The sequence below is a fragment of the Nocardia sp. NPDC051990 genome, assembly GCF_040680755.1.
Classification (GTDB): domain Bacteria; phylum Actinomycetota; class Actinomycetes; order Mycobacteriales; family Mycobacteriaceae; genus Nocardia.
Genome location: NZ_JBFAXH010000013.1, coordinates 107,591 through 128,563, shown reverse-complemented (window position 1 = coordinate 128,563; position 20,973 = coordinate 107,591). Strand labels below are relative to the sequence as shown.

Genomic DNA, 20,973 nt, shown 5'->3' with positions numbered 1-20,973 from the left:
TATGGCTCAGCTCTGGGTCGCCATCCATTCGTTGACGCGGCGCTCGGCCTCTTCGCGCGAGACATCCTCCACCTTGGTCAGCACCGTCCAGCGGTGGCCGAAGGGATCGATGATCACGCCGAAGCGGTCGCCGGTGACAAAGGTCTGCGGCTCCTCCGCACTGCGGGCGCCGTTCTCGATGGCGCGCTTGACGACCGCGTCGACATCGGGGCAGTAGTGCACGATCGAGGTGTGCACCCATTCGCCATTGGGGGCGAGCACGTTGTTGTCCGGAATGGGCATGCCGAGTTGCAGGGTCGAGTCGCCGATCTTCAGTTCGGCATGCGCGGGCTGGCCGTCGGGGAGATCGCTGCGGCTGATCACCTCGGCCTCGAAGACGTTGGTATAGAACTCGATTGCCTTATTGCCGTCGGGGACGGCCAGAAAGCAGGTGATGGAGTGGTAGCCCTCGGCGATGGGGTTCACGGTGTCGGTGTTCGCGGTTTCGTTCATGCCGATAAGCATGGTCGAGCGCGGCGCGCTGGTCTTGTAAGAAAGCGACAGCCGTGACCGGGGCAGCCGACAGGCCGGTTCCGGTACCCGCGCTCGACAATATGAAGGGCATTCTGCATCCCGACGAGCAAACCCGGCATCGGTCGTTGGCGCGGTTGCCGGCCGGCCCGGCGGTCGGGTGGTTCGTCGAGTGGTATTGGTCGGTGCGCTGGGATCTGACCGGTCGGCCGCCGTACTACGCCGAGGTGCTGCCGTTCCCGTGTGTGAACGTCACCTTCGAACGCAGCGAAACCCGCACCGGCGGTTTCGTCAATGGCGTCTGCACGACGAAGTTCGTCCGAGAGCTCAGCGGTGTCGGGGAGACCTTCGGCATTCGCTTTCGCGCAGGGGGATTCGGCGCGTTCACCGGACTCGATGTCGGTGCCTTCCGGAACACCGCCGTTCCGCTCACGGACGTGCTGCCCGAGGCGGCCGAGCTGGCCGACGACGTATTGGCCGAACCCTCGGATATCAAGCGCCGCACCATAATCGAGGATTTTCTGATCGGCCGAACGGCGGTGGCGGATCCCAACTACCGACTGCTGCTGCGCATCGTCGCCGCCATGGAACAGGACCAAGAGCTGACCAGGGTCGATCAGGTCACCGATCGGTTCGATATCCCGATCCGCACATTGCAGCGGATGTTCCGGCGGTATGTCGGTGCCGGACCGAAATGGGTGCTGCGCCGATACCGGATCCAGGACGGCGCGGATCTACTCGCGCGCGGGCGCATCGAAGATCTGGCCGCGCTGGCTACCGAGTTGGGTTATTTCGATCAAGCACATTTCTCCCGTGAGTTCGCCGCGGAAGTCGGAATGGCTCCACTGGAGTATGCCAAGAATTCGCTACGCTCTCAGAAGGTCGGCTGAGTTCGTGATTACATGGATAACTCGTCGGGTACGCCCGAAAGGTGATAGGCACGTGACGCAAGATCTGTATCCAAATCGGAGGGCACTTACTGTTATGGCCTGAATACGCGCAGAGGCGGTTGCGCCATGGATGTCGTGGTGTTTGATCGGGCGGGTTCTTTTCGTGGTGGTGTTCTTGGGTTCCGCGGTCGGGCATTTCATGCAGACCGACGCCATGACCGCTTATGCGCAGATTCGCGGCCTGCCGCTGGCGCGGGTCTCGGTGCTGGCCGGCGGTGTCGTGCTCGCGGTCGGTGGCCTCAGCGTACTTCTCGGCGTCTGGGCCGACCTCGGCGCGCTGCTGCTGGTAATCATGCTGGTGCCGACGGCCTTCCTGATGCATCAGTTCTGGCGGGAGACGGATCCGCAGGCCAAACAGGGCGAGATGATCCATTTCAACAAGGATCTCTCGCTCGCCGGTGCCTCGCTCATGTTGTTCGCCTTCTTCGGGCATGTCGACGAACTCGGATCGACCATCACCGCACCGCTTTTCACCGGTCTGTAGATACGATCGGATTTTGCGCCGCGCGCACCGATATTTTCCGCCGTATAGGCGATAGGAATTTGTGGTTCGACGCAGCGTCAGCACGGTAACAGCGGAACCGGGTGGTTGGCATCTGCCCGGCCGGGTACGTTCTTGTCGGTCTCGGTCGGGTATACATTTCCGTCAGGTAACGGTGCCGGTCGGGATATGTGATGAATATCCCAGGGGGACAAGAACATTCGCGCTGGTTGTGATGGATCACAAGTCGCGAACCGGTAAATTGGATCCGCCCAGGTCGCAAAGGTCCTACGGCATTCGCCGGATGAACCTGTGTCGGTAAACCCAGAACACCGGCTGTGTGATGTGTTGCGATTTCTGCTATTTCCGGCCGATTTGCCGCTATGGTCGACCCAGTCGCCGCGCGGGTGCCACGACTCCAGGTGGCGCCGACGCAGGCACCCGACATCACATAGTTGGAGGAAAGATGACCGCCTACCGGACCATTGTCGTCGGTACCGATGGCTCGGACTCGTCGTATGTCGCGGTCGACAAGGCCGCCGCGCTGGCCGCGGCCGCCGGTGCGACCCTGGTCGTGACCTGCGCGTACTACCCGACCGACGATCGCGATGTGGCCGCCGCCGACGATGTGCTCAAGGACGAGGCCTACCAAGTGCACGGCTCCGCACCCACCAACGAGATCCTGCGCACCGCCCGGGACCGGGCGGTGGCGGCGGGCGCCGAGGAAATCGTCGAGCGTGCGATCGTGGGTGAGCCCGTCGACTCGCTGCTCGCGCTCGTCAAGGAGATCGAGGCCGATCTGTTGGTCGTCGGTAACCGCGGCCTGAACACCCTGGCCGGCCGGTTGCTGGGTTCGGTGCCCTCGGATGTGGCCCGGAAGTCCCGTTCGGATGTGCTGATCGTGCACACCGTCAGGTAAGCAGTAAAGCCGAAACGGCAGCCGCACATTTCCCCGGGAATGTGCGGCTGTCGTCGTTCTCGTCAATCCAGTGTATTGAGTACTGACGGGAGCTCGCCGGTGTGCACCACTGCGAGTCGCTGGGTTGCTCGGGTGAGTGCCACGTACAGGTCGTTCAACCCGCGCGGCGATTCGTCGAGTATGCCCTGAGGTTCCACCAGATACACCGCGTCGAATTCCAAGCCCTTGACCTCGTGCACCGTCAGCACCCGGACGGATTCGCCGACCAACTCGGCGAAGTCCGCGACTATCGCATGCGGTGTGATGACGGCAGTGGTGCCGGGGCCGGTTTCCGCGGCGACCAATTGTGCTACCGCACTGCGCAATTCGCTCGCATCGACAGCATGGGCGTGCGGCCGTGCACCCGTCTCCCGCACCGACCGCGGCACCGCCGCATCCGGATCGATCTCGGCCAGCACATCGGCCGCGACCGCCATGATCTCCGCCGGGGTGCGGTAGTTCACGGTCAACTCGGTGAGCTTCCATCGTTGTGCCACATAGGGCTCCAGCATCCGCTGCCAGGACGAGGCGCCCGCCGGATCGCCGGTCTGCGCGACATCGCCGACCACGGTGACCCATCGATTCGGAATGCGGCGCATCACCATTCGCCAGGCCATCTCCGAAAGTTCCTGCGCCTCATCGACGATCACATGGCCGTAGGTCCAATTGCGGTCACCCGCAGCGCGTTCCGCGGTGGTCTGCCGGTTACGCACATCCTGACGTTTGGCCAGCTGGCTGGCGTCGATCAGGTCGTAGGCCATCAGGATCTCCGGATCGAGGTCGTCCTCGAGATCCTGCGGTGCCGAACCGGTCAGGATGTCGAGTGCGTCCTGCGCCTCGGCCAATTGTGCCCGCCAGCGGCGGCGGGCGCGTTCGCGCTCCTCGGTGTCGTCGATGCCGAGCAGTTCGGCGAGTTCGTCGAGCAGCGGTGCGTCCGGCGCGCTGAATTCGCCGTTGTCCGAGCGCGCGAGTTCGGCTCGGTCGGCCGGATCAAGACTGCTCGCGGCCCGGTCGAGTCGCTTCGGATCGGCCAGCAGATCCGCGAGCACCTCCTGCGGCGACAGCATCGGCCAGAGCTGGCCGATGGCCGCCTGGATCTCCGGATCGGCGCGCATTTCGTCCCGGATTTCGGCGAGATCGGTTCGGCTGAGCAGACTTTGGCCGCCGGACAGATCCGCGCCCATCGTCTGGGCCAGTTGCTCGGTGAGTGCGTCGATGACCGAGGAGGCGAAGATCGGCCGGGCCAGATTGTGCGGCCGCCGCGAGGAGCGGGCTCGACCGCGCGCCTTGGTGGCGATCTTGCGGTCGAGGGTGACCGGGTAGCCGTCGAAGGTGAGCCGGATCGGCTCGGATGGCACCTCCTGGCGGTCGCGCACCGCGTGCTTGAGCACCTCTAGCATGGCCAGCGAGCCCTTGACCTCGCCGGCGCGCAGCGAATCCTCGCGGGTGGCCTTCACGCCCGGATACAGATCGCCGATGGTGGACAGCAGTACGCCGGTCTCACCGAGCGAGGGCAGCACCTGGCCGATGTATTCGAGGAAGGTGGCGTTCGGACCGATGATCAGCACACCGCTCTTGGCCAGCTGCTGACGGTAGGTGTAGAGCAGGTAGGCCGCACGGTGCAGTGCGACGGCGGTCTTGCCGGTGCCCGGACCGCCCTGCACCACCAGCACGCTCTTGTGCTCGGAGCGAATGATCGCGTCCTGCTCGCTCTGGATGGTCTCGACGATGTCGTTCATATGGCCGGTGCGGGCGGCATTGAGCGCCGAGAGCAACGCGCTCTCGCTGCCGACCCCGCCCCCGCCGTCGGTCACACCGGCGGTCCGGGCGGCGTCGAGGTTCAGGTATTCGTCATTGATGGCTGTGACCCGTCGATTGCGGGACCGGATATGTCGACGCCGGATCACTCCGTCCGGTGCGGCGGTCGTTGCGAGATAGAACGGACGGGCCAGCGGCGCGCGCCAATCCAACAGCAGCGACTCGTAATCGTCCTTCTCGTCGAGGATGCCGAGCCGGCCGATATAGCGGTATTCGCCTTCCTGGTCACCGTCGAGGTCGATGCGGCCGAAACACAGGCCGTGTTCGGCGGCATCGTATTTGGCCAGATCCTCGGAGTAGAGCTGGCTGAAGGATTCGCGTTCGGTGCGGGCCTGCGGGGTGCCACCGGTTTCCAGCAGGACGGTCCGCAGCCGATTCGTGGCGTATTCACGCATATCGTCGAGTCGTTCATAGAGCACCGACAGGTATGTCTGCTCGTGATCGATCTCGCGGTTCCGCTCTGGCATGCCGTTGTGCGCGGCACGATCCTGAGTGAGGCGGTCGGGCAAACTGAACTCCTTGTCACCGCGATGAGCTGGTGCACACGCAGGTCACGGTGCACGCGAACGCCATTGAAAACAGAGTTTTCGAGTCTACTGCCGGTTCGGCGGGCTCGCTGTAACCGCAGGTAGCTGGTCTGTAGCCAGGACTGGCGTGAAATGTTGGACGACGGGGAACGGTTCGTAGAAATGGTGCAGCAGCTGCCTCCAGCGCCGATACCCGGCGGACCCGCGGAAACCATCCACATGGTCGCTCAACTGTTCCCATCCCACCAACAGCAAATAGGTATCGGGCGCCTCGATGCACCGCGACAGCGATAGCGATCGGAACCCCGGCATACTCTCGATTATCGGCCTGGCCTCGGCGAACGCCGCCTCGAAGGCCGCCGCCTCGGCGGAGTCGACGGGCAGCAGCGCGTGTTCGATGATCATGCGAAACCCTCAGGAAGCGTGCGTGTTATTCGGTCTGCGGCCCAGGCTGGTGCGTTCCCGGTGTCCGGTCGGCTTGGCACGGTACATCGCCTGATCGGCGTCGTGCAGCACCGCCTCGGGCGTGCGGTGATCGCCCTCTGCGAGTTCGGTCACGCCGATCGTGGCGTTCACCTCGATCCGGTGCCCGCGCGCGATGATCGGCTCGGCCATGGTCGAGCGCAGCCGCAGGATCAGCGAGTCGAGATCGACGCGCCGGGTCCGGCCGGACAGCAGCACCAGGAATTCGTCGCCACCGAGCCTGCCGACCAGATCAGTGCCGCGCAGTGCGCGCTGCAACCGCTGGGCCACGATCTGCAGTACGGTATCGCCGATCGCGTGACCGAGGGTGTCATTGATCGCCTTGAAGTTGTCCAGGTCGATGAACAGCACCGTCGAGACCGGCAGATCCTCGCTGGCGGCCAGCGCATTGGCGAGTTGGGACAGGATCAGCGAGCGGTTGGCCAGTCCGGTCAGCGAGTCGTGCGTGGCCTGGAACTCCAATTGCCTGCGACTGGCCCGGAATTCGGTGATATCGGCGAAGGACGACACCGCCGGCGAATCCGGATCGCCCGGATTGAGCAGCCGGGAACTGCCGGACAGCCAGCGGCGCTGACCGTCGTGACGGTCGACGCCGAAGATGTATCCGGTGATCGTTTCGCCGGTCGCGAGGGTGCGTGCGACCGGATGCCGACTCGCTGGTAGCGGCTGGGCATTGGCATCGAGCAGGGTCAGCGGCAGTTCATCGATGGTGGCGCCGATCAGTTCGCCGGTGCGTTCGTCGATGGCGAAGATCCGCACGGCCGCGGGATTGGCCGATTCGATGCGGCCGTTGCGGTCGATCACCACCACGCCCTCCTCCAGCTGTGAGACGACCGTGGTGAAGTGCTGTTCGGCCCGGCGCTGCGCGGCCTCGGCGGCGCGCTGGGCGGTGAGATCGTGGATGACCACCTGATAGGCGAGATGGTCGTGCCATGCCGTCAGCACCGAAACCGTCTCGACCGGGACGATCTCGCCGTCGACCCGGATCAGCTCCATTTCGGTGGGATCGGAGGCCGCGCCAGCGGTGGTCAGCCGGCGGATGCGGTCCAGCATGCCGGGCACGGATCGGGGATGGACGAACCGCGTCAGTGGCTGGCCGATCAGCTGATCGGCGCTGTCGGCGCCCAACATGCGCGCGGTGGCGGGGTTGGCGTAGACGACGGTGCCGCGCTCGTGCACGACGATCCCGTCCGGGCTGTGTTCGACCAGGGAGCGGTAGCGCTGAGCCAGCTGCTCGGCGTCTACTGCCTTGTCCTCATCCACTCGAACCCCCGATCATCGACCCAATCATGGCCATTGGAACATGGGATTATTCTGGTATCGATGTGTACAAGATCACATCGTCGACGCTATTGCTTCGCTCACAGTCCGGGCGCTATCTGGTGATCATTACAGAATCCGGAGCTATGAACATTCTCGATCCGAACGCCGCTTCGGCCCGGGGAGCCGGTAAAGGAGCGATGCCATGCCAGGTGCGAACCCGAACGATGAAAAGCACCATCAAGATCATATGAAGATCGCCGGGATCGGTATGGTCAGCGGGTACGGCTGGGGTCGGGAGACGCTCTGGCAGGGGCTGCTGAGTGGGAAATCCGCGGCTGCCCTACAACCAGGCTACGGCGTCGGCCGCGATGAGCACGCCTGGGTTTCGCTGGTCCCCGATGGCGGCGATCCCATGGTGAGCACCAGTATCTACGGACGCGTCGTACAGGAGTCGGCTCGCGAGGCGATCGCCGACGCGGCCCAGCGCGGTTGGCGACCGGGCCGCACCGTCGGCCTGCTGCACGCTATCGTGCTCGGCGACGTCGCCAACTGGCGCGACTTCTATATTGTCGATGATGCGCACCGGCGCTCCCGCGACTACCTGCGACTCTTGCCATCCACACCGATGTCGGTACTACAGCAGGAATTCGGTTTCCACGGCCCATCGATGAATGTCTCGGCGGCGTGCAGCTCGGCGAATGTCGCGCTGATCACCGCCAAACTATGGCTGGATTGCGGTTTCGCCGACGATGTGCTCTGTGTCGCCACCGATATGTCGGCCACTCCCGAGATGGTCGAGCACTTCGTCCGGCTCGGTGCCGCGGTCGGCGATACCGAACCGCTGTCCGCATGCCGCCCTTTTCAGGAGGGCAGCCGCGGTTTCAGTATGGGCGAGGCGTCGGTCGCTTTCGTCGTTACGCGCTCGGTCGACCGGCCCTATGCCGCGGTGCTCGGCGGCGGAATGACCAATGACGCCTATCACGTGGTTTCGGTCGATCCCGGGCACACCCAGATCTTCAACTGTGCGCGCAACGCGCTCGCCGATGCCGCCATCGCCCCCGCGGATGTACGGTATTTCAACGCGCACGGCACCGGCACCCGGCAGTGCGATGTGGCCGAGCGAGATCTGCTCCGGCGGATGTTCGACGACCGGCCGCACGTCTATTCGGTCAAGCCGCTGGCCGGGCACTGCCAGGGCGCGGCAGCGGGTGTCGAGGTGGCCGCCGCCGCGCTGGCCTACGACCGTGGCATCGTGCCCGCCGCACCGATCGTCGCGCCCGCCTACGAGCGACTATTGGATGGTCCGACGCCCTTCGAGGGTGGAATCACGGCCAAGCTGTCGCTCGGCATGGGCGGCAATAATTCGATGGTGGTGCTCGGTCCCGTCGATTGAGTCCGTGCCGACTTACGGCAGCGGCACCGACCAGGACAACTTCGTGCTCGGCATGGCCGCTGTTCGGTGTATCCCGGCCACCACCGGTCCGATGGTGAACTGCCCATCCGACTTCTCACCCCGCTGCACGGCGGCGACAGCTGCGGTCGCGGTCGGCGAGGATATCGAGTTCGCGCATCCTGCACTGGGTTTCGGCCAGCTGCATGGCCAGTGCGGCCTGGTCGGTTCTGGCAGGCTCGTAATAGCGCCTACGCCAGTCTAGTTGGTCGATTCGAGGACTTTCGGCCCTGTTCGCGGTGGCGTCGCGGTGATGGCATGGTCGCACACCGGGAATAGAAAGTAGGGATGTCCTATGAATTCGCCGTTGCGCTCTTCGGAGCTGTGGGCCACCGCCACCGATCCCGAACTGGCCGTGACAACCCGGGGTGCGGTGCCGCCCGCGGATGTGACCAGGGCGGTACGGGGGATCGGCCGCGTGCTGCGCCGGCACCACCTCGACGCGGCGGCACGGGTACGGGTGACCGCGCCGGTGGATTCGAACGAACCCACGTTGGTGCAGGCCAACATTCGCATACAGGACACCCCGACCCGGGTGCAGGTCACCGGTCCACGCGGCTTCGCGGTGACCTTCGCGGTGGAGCGGCTGGACCGGCAGATCGCGCGGCTGACGACCAAACAGTCACGTGAGTGGCCCGATCCGGCGCGTCCGCCCCTGGCCAGGGTCACCGAGCCGCGCCCGATCGTGCGGCGCAAGCACTGCGCGTTGCTCACCGGCATGCCCGCCGAGGCGACGGCGGTAATGGATGCGATGGATTACGACGCATACCTGTTCAGCGATGCCGAAACCGGTGAGGATGCCCTGGTGAGCTGGACGGATCCGCTCGGTGTCCGGCTGACCAGGCAGCGCACGACGCAGGCACCGCTGGCTCCGGTGGATCGGCCGCTCACGGTGAATTCCCTACCTCTGCTGATGGATTCGTATCCGGCACCGACCCTGAGCGAGGAGGCGGCGGTGCCCCGATTGTGCCGCAAGGGACTGCCGTTCCTGTTCTTCACCGATACCGACAGCGGTCGCGGTCGACTGCTGTATCGCCGCTACGATGGCGATCTCACCATCGTTGTTCCGGCCGAAATCCGCTAGTGCTCATGCAGTTTGGAGGCCAGCACCGCGGCCTGGGTGCGTCGTTCCATGCCGAGTTTGGCCAGGAGCCGGGAAACGTAGTTCTTGACGGTCTTCTCGGCCAGGAACATTCGGGCCGCGATCTGTCGATTGGTCAATCCTTCGCCGAGCAATGCGAGTAGTCGGCGCTCTTGTTCGGTGAGGTCGGCCAGCGGTCCGTCGTCTTCGGTGCTGGAATGCAATCGGGCCTCGAGTGCGTCCGCCGCGCGGTTATCCAATAGCGAACGCCCCGCGCCGATCTGTTTGATCGCCGCGGCCAATTCCATGCCCTTGATGTTCTTGACGACATACCCGCTCGCGCCCGCCGATGTCGCGTCCAACATGCCGTGCTCATCGGTGTACGACGTCAGGATGAGACAATGCAGATCGTCGATTTCGGCGAGCAGGTTGCGGCACAGTTCGATGCCGTTCCCATCGGGCAGTCGGACGTCCAGTATGGCGACATCGGGTCGCGTCGTGTGAATGCCCGCCATGGCGTCGGCGACGTCGCCGGCTTGGCCGATCACGGTGAGTTCCGGATCGCTCTCCAGCAGGTCGACGAGGCCGCGTCGGACGATCTCGTGGTCGTCGACGAGGAACACTGTGATCACGCGACCTCCTGTGCGGTGCAGGGGATCTCGTGCGTCCCCGGCGTGTGGTCCTACCTGACAAGGTAACCCTCGGCGGGCCACGCCGGTATATCGGAAACGACAATTTCGAGAAATATCGACTCGAATGTACCGGCCAGCGCTATCGAAACGCCGAGAAAAACCGACCCTTCGAATGGCATTGTGCGAATCGGGGTTCCGGGTATGCTGAGGCCGAAGTCATTCAAAGAGGTCTTTCGGCAGCGTGGCCTTGGAGGGCCCCATGCACAGTTATCTCGGACAATGACATATTCGGCGACACTCGATTTCGGAAATGTTTTCGGTCCACCGCAGAGCTGTCCCGATTGTGGCTCGCACGCCATCGGTACCTTCGTCGACCACCGGGATACCCTGTTCCGGTGCCGAGCATGCGGCGTGCAATGGCGGTTCGCGCACGGCCGCGCCATTCGGGAGATCCCCGTTATCGCTACGGAGCCGGAACCCGAAGAAGAGTGGACGTATCCATGAACGTCGGCTGATCGTGCCGCACACCGATTCGGACCGGGTGGCGATGATCGCCTCGTCTCGGTCGGCCGGATGAATGCGGAGAACGCAATCCAGGCGGCCCGGGCCGGCGCACCGAAAACAGGCGATGATCACCAAGAGCCGCGAACTGGAGGCGTGGCGCTACTACACTGAGCGGGTGCGTCCACCGATGGGACTCGACGACCCCGAACCGCGCGAGGCGCTGTGGGCGCCTCGGGTACCGCTGGTGCAGGATGCCGATGTACGGACGAGCCGGGCCACGGCGCCCACACCGGTCGCTTGACGAGCCCGTGGGGTGACGGCGCAGACCCCGTGGCGCCACGACCGGTCGCCGGGGTGACACTGGTCGAGGGCTCGACATTCTGCATCAGCGAGGACGGCGGTGTCATCAGCCCGAATCGGGCCGAGGGATTGTTCGTGCGCGATACCAGGGTGCTGTCACGGTGGCGGCTGACCGTCGACGGGTTGGCGCCGCAACCGCTCACCGTCCAGCACACCGAGCCCTACAGCGCGACGCTGCTGGCCAGGACGCCGCCGCGGCCCGGACGTGCCGACAGCACGGCACTGGTGACCGTCGCGCGACATGTCGGCGACGGCATGCGCGAAGACGTGACCGTGCGCAATCTCTCCGGTGCGGCGCTCAGCTGTGCGGTCGTCCTGGAGTTCGATGCCGACTTCGCCGATCTTTTCGAGGTGAAGGAGGGGCGGATCGGCGACAGCGTGGTGGTCACCAAGAGCAGGTCGACGGCGGGCACGGTCGAGATCAGCCGGACTGATCTGCCGCTGGCGGTGACGGTGACCGCCGCGGGGGCGACCGCGGTGGACCGTGAACTGCGGTGGCAGGTCGAGCTGCCCGGGCGCGGGGAATGGTCGGTCTGCATTCAGTACCAGCCGACGCTCGGATCGGTGGTAACGCCGCGGCATCTGTGTGGAAATCCGATCTCGTACAGCGCGCCCGCGCTGCGGATGCGCGAATGGTACGAGAATTCGCCGTCGGTGCACACCGACGACCAGACGCTCGCCGCGGTATTGCGGCGCGCCGTCGTCGATCTCGGCGCGCTGCGCATCTTCGACCCACGTCATCCGGAGCGGGCGGTGGTCGCCGCGGGCGCGCCGTGGTTCATGGCGCTGTTCGGGCGGGACTCGCTGCTCACCTCGTGGATGGTGTTGCCGCTGGACCGGCGACTGGCCATCGGCACGCTGCAGAGTCTGGCGGGCTTGCAGGGCACCGAGGTTCGCGCCGTGACCGAGGAGCAGCCCGGCCGGATCCCGCATGAGGTGCGGTTCGGGCGGGCCGCGACGCTGCTGCTCGGCGGTGACACCGTGTACTACGGAACCGCCGATGCCACACCGTTGTTCGTGATGTTGCTCGGTGAGTTGCATCGGTGGGGGCTGGATGCCGAGACCAGGGACGAACTGCTGCCGCATGCGGATCGGGCGCTGGAGTGGATCGAGCAGTTCGGCGATGCGGACGGCGACGGATTCGTCGAGTATCAGCGCGCATCCGAACACGGCTTGGCGAACCAGGGGTGGAAGGACTCCTGGGACGGGGTGAATTTCGCCGACGGCACGCTGCCCGAGGCGCCGATCGCGCTGGCCGAGGTGCAGGGATATGTGTACGCGGCGTATGTGGCGCGGGCGGCGCTCGCGGCCGATGTGGGCGATCACCCGACCGCGGATCGGTTCCGTGCCAAGGCGGCGGCGTTGAAGGAAGCGTTCAATAAGGCGTTCTGGTTGCCCGAGCGCGGTTGGTACGCCATCGGTTTGGCTGGGGACAAGCGCCCGATCGACGCGCTGACCTCGAATATCGGGCACTGTCTGTGGACCGGGATCATCGATGCGGACAAGGCGCGGTCGGTCGCGGATCACCTGCTGTCACCGCAGATGTTCAGCGGCTGGGGGATCCGCACCTTGGCCACCGACATGGGTGCCTACAACCCGGTCAGCTATCACAACGGGTCGGTGTGGCCACACGACAACGCGATCTGCGCCGCCGGACTGATGCGCTACGGATTCACCGAACATGCCAACCGCGTGATCGATGGAGTGCTCGACGCGTCGACTCGTTTCGGCTATCGACTGCCCGAGCTGTTCAGCGGTTTCGATCGCGCGGAATTCGACGCCCCGGTGCCGTATCCGACCTCGTGCTCACCACAGGCGTGGGCGTCGGCGGCGCCGCTGCTTTTCATGCGAAGTATGTTGCGGTTGGAGCCGGGCAGCGGGTCGGCGTCGGTCGCGCCCGCGGTGCCGCAGCGGTATCTGCCACTGCGGGTGAGCGGGGTCCGGGTGGGGTCGGATGTGCTCACCGTCACCGTGGACAGTGCGGGCTGGCAACTCAGCGGACTGGCTGGAAATCTTCGTCGATCCGACTCCTGACCTGGACCGATGACCGGGGAACCCGGCGCGCGACGAAACTTGTCGGTGGGTCGGCCTAGCATGGCGCTGGGGGTATCACGTCTGTTGGACCGACACGATCGAGAAGGGACCACCTGGTGGCGGAACGCCTCACTGTGCGCGGAGCTCGCGAGCACAATCTCAAGAGCATCGACCTCGATCTGCCCCGCGACAGTCTCATCGTGTTCACCGGTCTATCCGGTTCGGGCAAATCCAGCCTTGCCTTCGACACGATCTTCGCCGAGGGGCAGCGCCGCTATGTCGAATCGCTGTCGGCCTACGCGCGCCAGTTCCTCGGACAGATGGACAAGCCGGACGTCGACTTCATCGAGGGACTTTCGCCCGCGGTGTCGATCGATCAGAAGTCGACCAACCGCAACCCCCGTTCGACGGTCGGCACCATCACCGAGGTATACGACTACCTGCGTCTGCTGTATGCGCGCGCCGGCACCCCGCACTGCCCGGTCTGCGGTGAGCTGATCGCCAAGCAGACTCCGCAGCAGATTGTGGACCAGGTGCTCGCCATGGAGGAGGGCATCAAATTCCAGGTGCTCGCGCCGGTGGTGCGCACCCGCAAGGGGGAATTCGTCGATCTGTTCGACCAGTTGAACACCCAGGGCTACTCGCGCGTGCGGGTCGACGGCGTGGTGTATCCGCTCACCGATCCGCCGAAACTGAAGAAGCAGGAGAAGCACGACGTCGAGGTCGTGGTGGACCGGCTCCAGGTGAAGCCGAGTTCCAAACAGCGCCTTACCGATTCGATCGAGACCGCGCTGCGGTTGGCCGACGGCATCGTAGTACTCGACTTCGTCGACCGCGACGAGCACGCCCACGATCGGGAGCGCCGCTTCTCCGAACGGCTGGCCTGCCCCAACGGTCACCCGCTCGATATCGAGGATCTCGAACCGCGCTCGTTCTCGTTCAACTCGCCCTACGGCGCTTGCCCGGACTGCACCGGTCTCGGCATCCGCAAGGAGGTCGATCCGGATCTGGTGGTGCCCGATCCCGAATTGAGCCTGGCCGAGGGCGCGATCGCACCGTGGTCGCGCGGACAGACCGCCGAATACTTCACCCGGCTGCTGTCGGGTCTGGCCGAAGCCATCGGATTCTCCATGGATACGCCCTGGCAGGACCTGCCGCCGAAGGCACGCAAGGCGGTGCTGGAGGGCAGTTCGGATCAGGTGCACGTCTCCTACACCAACCGGTACGGCCGCAAGCGTTCGTACTACGCCGATTTCGAGGGCGTGATGCCGTTCCTGCAACGGCGCATGGAGAGCACCGAATCCGAGCAGATGAAGGAGCATTACGACGGGTATATGCGCGATGTGCCGTGCCCGGTGTGCAACGGGGCTCGGCTGCGTCCGGAAATTCTGGCCGTCACCATCGCTTCGGGCGGTGAGCAGAAGTCCATCGCCGATGTGAGCGAATTGTCGATCGGCGATTGCTCGGCATTCCTGAATGCCTTGACTCTGGGGGAGCGGGAGACCGCCATCGCCGGGCAGGTGCTCAAGGAAGTGCAGGCACGGCTCGGCTTCCTGTTGGATGTCGGACTGGAGTATCTGAGCCTGTCGCGGGCCGCGGCGACGCTGTCCGGTGGTGAGGCGCAGCGCATCCGGCTCGCGACCCAGATCGGATCCGGACTGGTCGGGGTGCTGTACGTGCTCGACGAACCGTCGATCGGTCTGCACCAGCGCGACAACCGACGGCTCATCGAAACCCTCACGCGACTGCGGAATCTGGGCAATACGCTGATTGTGGTCGAACACGACGAGGACACCATTCGGGCCTCGGACTGGGTGGTCGATATCGGTCCGCTGGCCGGTGAGCATGGCGGTGAAGTCGTGCACAGCGGTCCGTATCACGAACTGCTCACCGACCCGAAATCGCTGACCGGCGCCTACCTTTCGGGTCGCGAGCGCATCGAGGTGCCGATGGTGCGGCGACCGGTCAGCAGGAAGCGCCAGCTGACCGTGGTCGGTGCGAACGAACACAACCTGCGCAATATCGACGTCGGCTTCCCGCTCGGCGTGCTCACCGCGGTCACCGGTGTTTCCGGTTCCGGTAAGTCCACGCTGGTCAACGACATTCTGGCGACCGTGCTGGCGAACAAGCTGAACGGTGCGCGGCAGGTGCCGGGCCGGCACACCCGGATCAACGGCCTCGATCATCTGGACAAGCTCGTGCAGGTGGATCAGTCGCCGATCGGCCGGACACCACGCTCGAATCCGGCCACCTATACCGGCGTATTCGACAAGATCCGGACGCTGTTCGCAGCAACCACCGAGGCAAAGGTACGCGGCTATCAGCCGGGCCGATTCTCCTTCAATGTCAAGGGCGGCCGCTGCGAGGCATGCTCGGGTGACGGCACATTGAAGATCGAGATGAACTTCCTGCCGGATGTGTATGTCCCGTGCGAGGTCTGTCACGGTGCCCGGTACAACCGGGAGACCCTCGAGGTGCACTACAAGGGCAAGACCATTGCCGAGGTGCTCGATATGTCGATCGAGGAGGCCGCGGTGTTCTTCGAACCGGTCACCTCGATTCACCGCTACCTCAAGACCCTGGTCGATGTCGGCCTGGGCTATGTGCGACTCGGCCAGAGTGCGCCGACCCTGTCCGGCGGTGAGGCACAGCGCGTCAAACTGGCGGCCGAACTGCAGAAGCGCTCCACCGGACGCACCGTCTATATCCTGGACGAGCCGACCACCGGCCTGCACTTCGAGGACATCCGTAAGCTGCTGCTGGTCATCAACGGCCTGGTGGACAAGGGCAATACGGTCATCGTCATCGAGCACAACCTGGATGTCATCAAGACCTCCGACTGGGTGATCGATATGGGTCCCGAGGGAGGCTCCGGCGGCGGCACGGTGGTCGCCGAGGGCACTCCGGAGGATGTTGCCGAAGTTGCGCCCAGCTACACCGGCCAGTTCCTGCAGGAAGTCCTGGCACTGCCCGCCGCGACCGAGCCGAAGGCGCCCGCCAAGAAGGCGGCGAAGAAAGCTCCCGCCAAGAAGGCCGCAACCAAGGCAGCGGCGAACAACTCGTCGACAGCAAAGGCGACGGCGACGGCGATTCCGGCACCCAACCCCGCCGCCGCAAAGCGCGCCGCACGAAAGGCGGCGGCGCTACGCTGATCTCCTCCGCGCGTTTGTCTCGGCCACACCTGATCCTGGCGGTGTGCCGATCCGCCTGCACCGGGTCGGCGAAGGTGATCACACTGCGGCCGTCGACATCGGTTACCGACCGACGACAAAGCCTCCAGCGCCCGCCGCTTCTGCGCGGTAACCGTTGCGGCCGGGTTACTGCGAGGCGAATGTGGCGCGCCTGACCGAGTCGGGGTGAAATACCGCGCCAGTCACTTACGGCTGTCGGGTGCCTCAGCGGTTCGCGATGGTGTGGATCAGCTCGGCTAGTTCCTTGTATCTCGACCACATCGGCCAATGGCCGGTTGGCAGATCGATGTATTCGGCGTCGATCTCGGCCAATTCGGCGAACAGCGGTTCCTGACCCGCGTCGCGGAGTTGTTTGACCATGCCTGCGGTAATGCTGTTGCAGATCAGGGTCGTCGGGATGGCAAGGCGCGCCGGGGAATCGCTCAACCGCAGGGGAGCGGCGGCGATTCCGGTGGGTTCGGAGACGGCACGCTCGCGGAATCATAATGTGAACTGATTCGGCCGGTGTGAGATTGTCCGCTGATATCAGCGACGAGCGGCGGTATGAACGCGCTCCGCGAGTTGCTTCGGCCGTGAGAACATCGCGGGTTCCAGCCGGGGATCGACGGCGAAACTCGGGGGCGCAATCGGCGTGCGCACCCATGAGAATGCTCTCAGGTAGGTAGACGTCGGGCGAATGACGTCAGTGCATTCTCGAAGTCGGGGGACAAGTTGCGCGGCAAGGGAATCAGGCGCTGTGACCGAACCAACGCGTCAGTGCGTTCCGGAGCCCGTCCGGGTCGGAGTTTTCGGCGTCGGTCTGTTCGGGACCGCTCGCGGCCCAGGCGACATAACCGTCCGGGCGGATGAGCAAGGCGGCGGCCGGGGCGTCCGGACTGGTCGCGACGATCGTGTCGACCCGGTCGCGCCAGCCATCGGCGAGGTCGACGAATGCTGTGTCGTCGCTCAGAACGAGTAGCACCGATCGGGCTTTGTGCAGCAGTTCTGCGACGCGCCGCGGTCCGTCCGTGGTCTCCACCGTGAAATCCTGGAACATTCGCCCTGCGAGCGGATGCGGGTCACCCGTCTCGTAGCGCACATCGGATCCGGCAAGCAGGTGCGCCATATGTGCTGCGTTGTCGGGCTTTTCGAGCAATTCGCCGAACAAATTGCGCAGCGCGCTGATTTCCGGGCCGGGCGCCATCAACGCCAGCTGCGACAGCGACTGCATCATGACGCGTTCGGCGACCGGATAGCGCTCGGATTGGTAGGTGTCGAGCAATCCCGCGGGTGCCCAGCCATTTACCGCCGCGGCGAGCTTCCAACCGAGGTTGGCGGTATCTTGCAGGCCCAGATTGAGGCCGGGGCCGCCCATTGCGGAGTGCACATGCGCGGCATCGCCGAGCAGGAAGACGTTTCCGTCCCGATAGCGCACGGCCTGGCGGGTATTCTGAGCGTCCATGCGGCGCAAGGCATGTGGGCCCGGGCCGGGCGGTGCGACGAAGGGCAGGTCGACGCCGAGTACCCGGAGCACGCTGTCGCTCAACTCGCGCAGTGTCATCGGGATGTCTTCCGATATCGGATCGGCGTCGAATTCGATGGTTGCGACCACCGGTCGGCCGCGTTCGAGTTCGGCGAAGACGAATGCGCCGTTTTCGAGGCGGTTGTGCCCGTGCGGCAGTCGCCCGAAGCCAGGAATGTCGAATCCGCCGTCGGCGGTGCGCAGTTCCTCGGGCATGCCGACATGTGCCATTCGGGTGACCATGCGCTCGGAAGTGATTCCGGGGAAGTCGATTCCGGTGCGTTTGCGAACGAAGCTCTTGCCGCCGTCGGCGGCGACCAGGTATTTCGTCGCGATCCGGTAGTCCCCGTCGGGACCGGAAACGGTGACCGTGACAGCTCCGTCGTGCTGCTCGAGGTCGGTGAGCGTATGGCCCCAGCGAATGTTCACGTCGAGTCCGTTGGCGTGCTTGTCCAATCCGCGCACGAGGTCGGGCTGGGGGATCAGTAGGGCGTGCATCGGATTGTCTTGCAGCGCAGCGAAAGACAACGGCAGGCCACTGAACATGTAAGCCGGGATCGGTTGCGGCGCACCTGGCGCGCCCCCGAACTCGTGATAGAGCCCCCGCATGTCGAGTAACCGAATGACTTGGCCGACAAGACCGTTCGCCTTCGGTTCGGCACTGGGTTCGGCGAGCGTCTCCAGCACGATCGGGCGCACGCCGGCCATTGCGAGTTCGCAGGCGAGCAGCAGACCGTTCGGTCCGGCACCGGAAATGACAACGTCGGCAGATATTTCGGGCATGGCGAATAGACCCCTTGTTACGTGGTGTCGATTGGAGAGAGTTGTGCCGCTTAGTCGGCAGGTGGAGCTGTGTCGCTCAGTCGGCGGATGGATCGGGTAGCCCGGCGGCCACCTGATCGATCGCCTCCCGGATGAGTGTGGTGAGCAGCACCGGCGGGTCCGCTCGGACGTAGACCTCCGTAGCGGACTGGTAGACGGCTCCGAGCGCCCCAGCCACCAGATGTGGATAGATATCGCGCTCCGGATCGGTTCCGGTGCGTTTCGCGATCACCTCGACCCAATCGTCGAAGATGCCCTTGGACACCGCGATTCGAGTCTCCGGTGCCGCGAGCAGTTCGCGGACCATCGACCGCTGCGGGGCAGTCGGCAGCGCGTGCTGCACGCCGTCGGCCTCCAGGGGATCGAGGACGGCCGCCGTGATGGCGGACCAGAGCGGTTCGGCCGCGGGCCGCTTCCGCAGTGCGTCGAGGCTGCGCTGGATCCGCTCGATCTGGCGGTAGGCCAGCGCCTCGTACTTACCGGTGAAGTAGTTGTTGAAGGTCCGCACCGACACGCCCACGTGGGCGGCGATGTCGTCACGCGTGATGTTGCTCAGGCCCTGTTCGAGCGCCAATTCGAGCGCCGCGTCGCTCAGTGCCTTGCGGGTATCGAGCTTCTTGCGTTCCCGCAGGCCCAGCACCTGTTCTTCCGGCATGGTCCTAGCGTAGCGACAAAGATGCCCGGCAGGCAATATTTCCCGCCGGGCAATTTTCTGGCTCTTTTTGCTCAGTAGACCGGACCGGTGTACTTCTCGCCTGGCCCCTTGCCGGGCTCGTCGGGATGTGCCGAGGACTCGCGGAAGGCGAGTTGCAGCGACTTCAGACCGTCACGGTAGGGACCGGCGTGCGGCCCGAAGTACTCGATCGATGAGGTGATCAGTCCGGCGAGCGCGGTGATCAGGCGACGTGCCTCGTCCAGGTCGCGGCGCGGACTGTTGTCCGGATCCTCGTCGGCGAGTCCGAGCTTCTCGGCCGCCGCGCTCATCAGCATCATCGCGGCGCGGCTGATGATCTCGACCGCGGAGATATCGGCCAACTCGCGGACGTCGGTCGCGTCGGATACTGCCTCGTCACTCATACGCACGAGGATGGCATCGTGGTGCGCGAGCGCGGTCGCCGGGGCGGGGCGATTCGGCGATAGCGAGCGGCAATGTTAGACTTCCCGCTGACGACCGCCCCGGGCTTGCTCGGGGCTGATAAGTGGAGCCCGACTCCCACCGTTGCCAACGAGCAATCGTACTGGTCAAACGGTCCGGTCCCCGCCCTTCCGGGGCGGGTTTCTTGTGCGGAGGATCCTCGCGGGGATCATCACGGACAAGATCGACCACGAGCCTGCTCGTGGTCGAAGGCCGGTCGACTCGGGCCCCGTGGCGGAATACCGCACCGGGGCCTTTGTGTTGGAAAGGGGTTGCCGTTATTGCGTGCGGTCGTCTGACGACACCGCTTGACCTAGGAGGCCCCATCAGCACTGAGACCCGCATCAACGATCGCATCCGCGTTCCCGAGGTCCGACTCATCGGACCAGGTGGTGAACAGGTTGGGATCGTGCGTGTTGAAGATGCACTACGCGTCGCCCTCGAGGCGGATCTCGACCTGGTCGAGGTCGCGCCGGATGCCCGTCCGCCGGTCTGCAAGATCATGGACTACGGCAAGTTCAAATACGAGACGGCGCAGAAGGCGCGCGAGTCTCGCAAGAACCAGGTGCAGACCGTTATCAAGGAGCAGAAGCTCCGTCCCAAGATCGACGACCACGACTACGAGACCAAGAAGCGCAACGTTGTTCGCTTCCTCGAGGCCGGTTCGAAGGTCAAGGTGACGATCATGTTCCGCGGTCGTGAGCAGTCGCGCCCCGAATTGGGCTTCCGGCTGCTGCAGCGTCTGGCCTCCGACGTCGCCGAATTGGGTTTCGTCGAGACCTCCGCAAAGCAGGACGGTCGCAATATGACCATGGTCCTCGCGCCGCATAAGGGTGCGAAGACGCGGGTGAAGGCGCAGGAGGATTCGCGAGCACCGCGTCCCGCCGCCACCGAAGCGCCTGCCGCTCCCGCACCGGCCGCGGACGCACCGGCCGCCGAACAGGTCGCGCCGGCTGACCCGCAGTAACACCGATGAGAAACCGGTGGTCCGTGAGGACCACCGGTACGAGACAGATAGAGGAATCCATGCCGAAGATGAAGAGCCACAGCGGCGCCTCGAAGCGATTCAAGGTTTCGGGCCGTGGCAAGCTGCTGCGTCAGCAGGCGAACCGTCGCCACCTGCTCGAGCACAAGTCCACCCGCCGGACTCGTCGTCTGGACGGCACGGAGTCCGTCGCGTCCGTTGACGTCCCTCGCGTCAAGCGCCTGCTCGGTCTCTGAGACCGCAAGCGACCGTCTATAGGTCGCTCAGAAGGTAAGCACCCGCGCGACC

Annotated in this window: 19 protein-coding genes; 10 read left to right on the top strand and 9 right to left on the bottom strand. The window is 64.9% G+C overall.

All coding sequences use genetic code 11. The features are described 5' to 3' along the window. Positions 1-6 precede the first annotated feature (6 nt). Positions 7-492, bottom strand: coding sequence for a VOC family protein (locus tag AB0L63_RS22750; RefSeq protein ID WP_364504281.1), 486 nt, complete (start codon positions 490-492; stop codon positions 7-9). Between the two features lie 53 nt (positions 493-545). On the opposite strand from AB0L63_RS22750, the gene AB0L63_RS22745 reads away from it, so the two are divergent. The 3 genes from AB0L63_RS22745 to AB0L63_RS22735 all read left to right on the top strand — a co-directional run bounded on the left by AB0L63_RS22745 (position 546) and on the right by AB0L63_RS22735 (position 2,860). Then, entirely contained in the window at positions 546-1,400 is an 855-nt protein-coding gene (locus AB0L63_RS22745; protein WP_364504278.1) for a helix-turn-helix domain-containing protein, read from the top strand. Between the two features lie 163 nt (positions 1,401-1,563). Then, on the top strand, positions 1,564-1,944 hold the full coding sequence (locus AB0L63_RS22740; protein WP_364504276.1) for a DoxX family protein: 381 nt from the start codon (positions 1,564-1,566) through the stop codon (positions 1,942-1,944). A gap of 463 nt (positions 1,945-2,407) precedes the next feature. Next, positions 2,408-2,860 carry a universal stress protein gene (locus AB0L63_RS22735; RefSeq protein WP_364504274.1) on the top strand — a complete coding sequence of 151 codons (453 nt, stop codon included), beginning with the start codon at positions 2,408-2,410 and terminating at the stop codon, positions 2,858-2,860. A 62-nt stretch (positions 2,861-2,922) separates the two neighbouring features. Here the strand turns inward: AB0L63_RS22735 and AB0L63_RS22730 are convergent, their stop codons facing one another. From AB0L63_RS22730 to AB0L63_RS22720, 3 genes are all read right to left on the bottom strand, one after another. Further along, the gene (locus AB0L63_RS22730) at positions 2,923-5,184 is read right to left on the bottom strand and encodes an ATP-binding domain-containing protein (protein ID WP_364504427.1); all 2,262 of its coding nucleotides are present in this window, start codon (positions 5,182-5,184) and stop codon (positions 2,923-2,925) included. 126 nt (positions 5,185-5,310) lie between these two features. Continuing rightward, on the bottom strand, positions 5,311-5,649 hold the full coding sequence (locus AB0L63_RS22725) for an antibiotic biosynthesis monooxygenase (RefSeq protein ID WP_364504271.1): 339 nt from the start codon (positions 5,647-5,649) through the stop codon (positions 5,311-5,313). 9 nt (positions 5,650-5,658) lie between these two features. Further along, the gene (locus AB0L63_RS22720; RefSeq protein WP_364504268.1) at positions 5,659-6,990 is read right to left on the bottom strand and encodes a diguanylate cyclase; all 1,332 of its coding nucleotides are present in this window, start codon (positions 6,988-6,990) and stop codon (positions 5,659-5,661) included. Positions 6,991-7,192: 202 nt separating this feature from the next. On the opposite strand from AB0L63_RS22720, the gene AB0L63_RS22715 reads away from it, so the two are divergent. After that, positions 7,193-8,383 carry a beta-ketoacyl synthase N-terminal-like domain-containing protein gene (locus tag AB0L63_RS22715; protein WP_364504265.1) on the top strand — a complete coding sequence of 397 codons (1,191 nt, stop codon included), beginning with the start codon at positions 7,193-7,195 and terminating at the stop codon, positions 8,381-8,383. A 352-nt stretch (positions 8,384-8,735) separates the two neighbouring features. After that, the gene (locus AB0L63_RS22710) at positions 8,736-9,524 is read left to right on the top strand and encodes a sigma 54 modulation/S30EA ribosomal C-terminal domain-containing protein (RefSeq protein ID WP_364504262.1); all 789 of its coding nucleotides are present in this window, start codon (positions 8,736-8,738) and stop codon (positions 9,522-9,524) included. On the opposite strand, the gene AB0L63_RS22705 is transcribed toward AB0L63_RS22710, so the two are convergent. After that, a complete protein-coding gene (locus AB0L63_RS22705; protein ID WP_364504259.1) occupies positions 9,521-10,153 on the bottom strand; it encodes a response regulator transcription factor in 633 nt (210 codons plus the stop codon). The genes AB0L63_RS22710 and AB0L63_RS22705 overlap by 4 nt on opposite strands. 628 nt (positions 10,154-10,781) lie before the next feature. Here AB0L63_RS22705 and AB0L63_RS22700 point away from each other — a divergent pair. The 3 genes from AB0L63_RS22700 to uvrA all read left to right on the top strand — a co-directional run bounded on the left by AB0L63_RS22700 (position 10,782) and on the right by uvrA (position 16,203). Continuing rightward, positions 10,782-10,958, top strand: coding sequence for a hypothetical protein (locus AB0L63_RS22700; RefSeq protein ID WP_364504256.1), 177 nt, complete (start codon positions 10,782-10,784; stop codon positions 10,956-10,958). Positions 10,959-10,987: 29 nt separating this feature from the next. Beyond that, positions 10,988-13,051, top strand: coding sequence for a glycogen debranching N-terminal domain-containing protein (locus AB0L63_RS22695; protein ID WP_364504253.1), 2,064 nt, complete (start codon positions 10,988-10,990; stop codon positions 13,049-13,051). Positions 13,052-13,167: 116 nt separating this feature from the next. Next, positions 13,168-16,203 (top strand): excinuclease ABC subunit UvrA, encoded by a 3,036-nt coding sequence (uvrA, locus tag AB0L63_RS22690; RefSeq protein ID WP_364504251.1) that lies wholly within the window; start codon positions 13,168-13,170, stop codon positions 16,201-16,203. A gap of 243 nt (positions 16,204-16,446) precedes the next feature. On the opposite strand, the gene AB0L63_RS22685 is transcribed toward uvrA, so the two are convergent. The 4 genes from AB0L63_RS22685 to AB0L63_RS22670 all read right to left on the bottom strand — a co-directional run bounded on the left by AB0L63_RS22685 (position 16,447) and on the right by AB0L63_RS22670 (position 19,642). Next, positions 16,447-16,668, bottom strand: a complete 222-nt coding sequence (locus AB0L63_RS22685; RefSeq protein WP_364504248.1) for a hypothetical protein — start codon at positions 16,666-16,668, stop codon at positions 16,447-16,449. Between the two features lie 301 nt (positions 16,669-16,969). Then, the gene (locus tag AB0L63_RS22680) at positions 16,970-18,526 is read right to left on the bottom strand and encodes an FAD-dependent monooxygenase (RefSeq protein ID WP_364504245.1); all 1,557 of its coding nucleotides are present in this window, start codon (positions 18,524-18,526) and stop codon (positions 16,970-16,972) included. Between the two features lie 76 nt (positions 18,527-18,602). Continuing rightward, a complete protein-coding gene (locus AB0L63_RS22675) occupies positions 18,603-19,220 on the bottom strand; it encodes a TetR family transcriptional regulator (RefSeq protein WP_364504242.1) in 618 nt (205 codons plus the stop codon). A gap of 71 nt (positions 19,221-19,291) precedes the next feature. After that, the gene (locus AB0L63_RS22670) at positions 19,292-19,642 is read right to left on the bottom strand and encodes a DUF1844 domain-containing protein (RefSeq protein ID WP_364504239.1); all 351 of its coding nucleotides are present in this window, start codon (positions 19,640-19,642) and stop codon (positions 19,292-19,294) included. A 338-nt stretch (positions 19,643-19,980) separates the two neighbouring features. On the opposite strand from AB0L63_RS22670, the gene infC reads away from it, so the two are divergent. Then, entirely contained in the window at positions 19,981-20,667 is a 687-nt protein-coding gene (infC, locus tag AB0L63_RS22665; RefSeq protein ID WP_364504424.1) for a translation initiation factor IF-3, read from the top strand. Between the two features lie 59 nt (positions 20,668-20,726). Further along, positions 20,727-20,921 carry a 50S ribosomal protein L35 gene (gene rpmI / locus AB0L63_RS22660; protein WP_328411703.1) on the top strand — a complete coding sequence of 65 codons (195 nt, stop codon included), beginning with the start codon at positions 20,727-20,729 and terminating at the stop codon, positions 20,919-20,921. Positions 20,922-20,973: the final 52 nt, after the last annotated feature.

Excerpts from the sequence above, each read along its gene's own strand:
- AB0L63_RS22725 (WP_364504271.1), bottom strand. The coding sequence starts at position 5,649 with ATGATCATCGAACACGCGCTGCTGCCCGTCGACTCCGCCGAGGCGGCG.
- AB0L63_RS22735 (WP_364504274.1), top strand. The coding sequence starts at position 2,408 with ATGACCGCCTACCGGACCATTGTCGTCGGTACCGATGGCTCGGACTCG.
- AB0L63_RS22670 (WP_364504239.1), bottom strand. The coding sequence starts at position 19,642 with ATGAGTGACGAGGCAGTATCCGACGCGACCGACGTCCGCGAGTTGGCC.
- AB0L63_RS22730 (WP_364504427.1), bottom strand. The coding sequence starts at position 5,184 with ATGCCAGAGCGGAACCGCGAGATCGATCACGAGCAGACATACCTGTCG.
- AB0L63_RS22750 (WP_364504281.1), bottom strand. The coding sequence starts at position 492 with ATGAACGAAACCGCGAACACCGACACCGTGAACCCCATCGCCGAGGGC.
- AB0L63_RS22715 (WP_364504265.1), top strand. The coding sequence starts at position 7,193 with ATGCCAGGTGCGAACCCGAACGATGAAAAGCACCATCAAGATCATATG.
- AB0L63_RS22710 (WP_364504262.1), top strand. The coding sequence starts at position 8,736 with ATGAATTCGCCGTTGCGCTCTTCGGAGCTGTGGGCCACCGCCACCGAT.
- AB0L63_RS22680 (WP_364504245.1), bottom strand. The coding sequence starts at position 18,526 with ATGCCCGAAATATCTGCCGACGTTGTCATTTCCGGTGCCGGACCGAAC.
- AB0L63_RS22700 (WP_364504256.1), top strand. The coding sequence starts at position 10,782 with ATGATCACCAAGAGCCGCGAACTGGAGGCGTGGCGCTACTACACTGAG.
- rpmI (WP_328411703.1), top strand. The coding sequence starts at position 20,727 with ATGCCGAAGATGAAGAGCCACAGCGGCGCCTCGAAGCGATTCAAGGTT.
- AB0L63_RS22675 (WP_364504242.1), bottom strand. The coding sequence starts at position 19,220 with ATGCCGGAAGAACAGGTGCTGGGCCTGCGGGAACGCAAGAAGCTCGAT.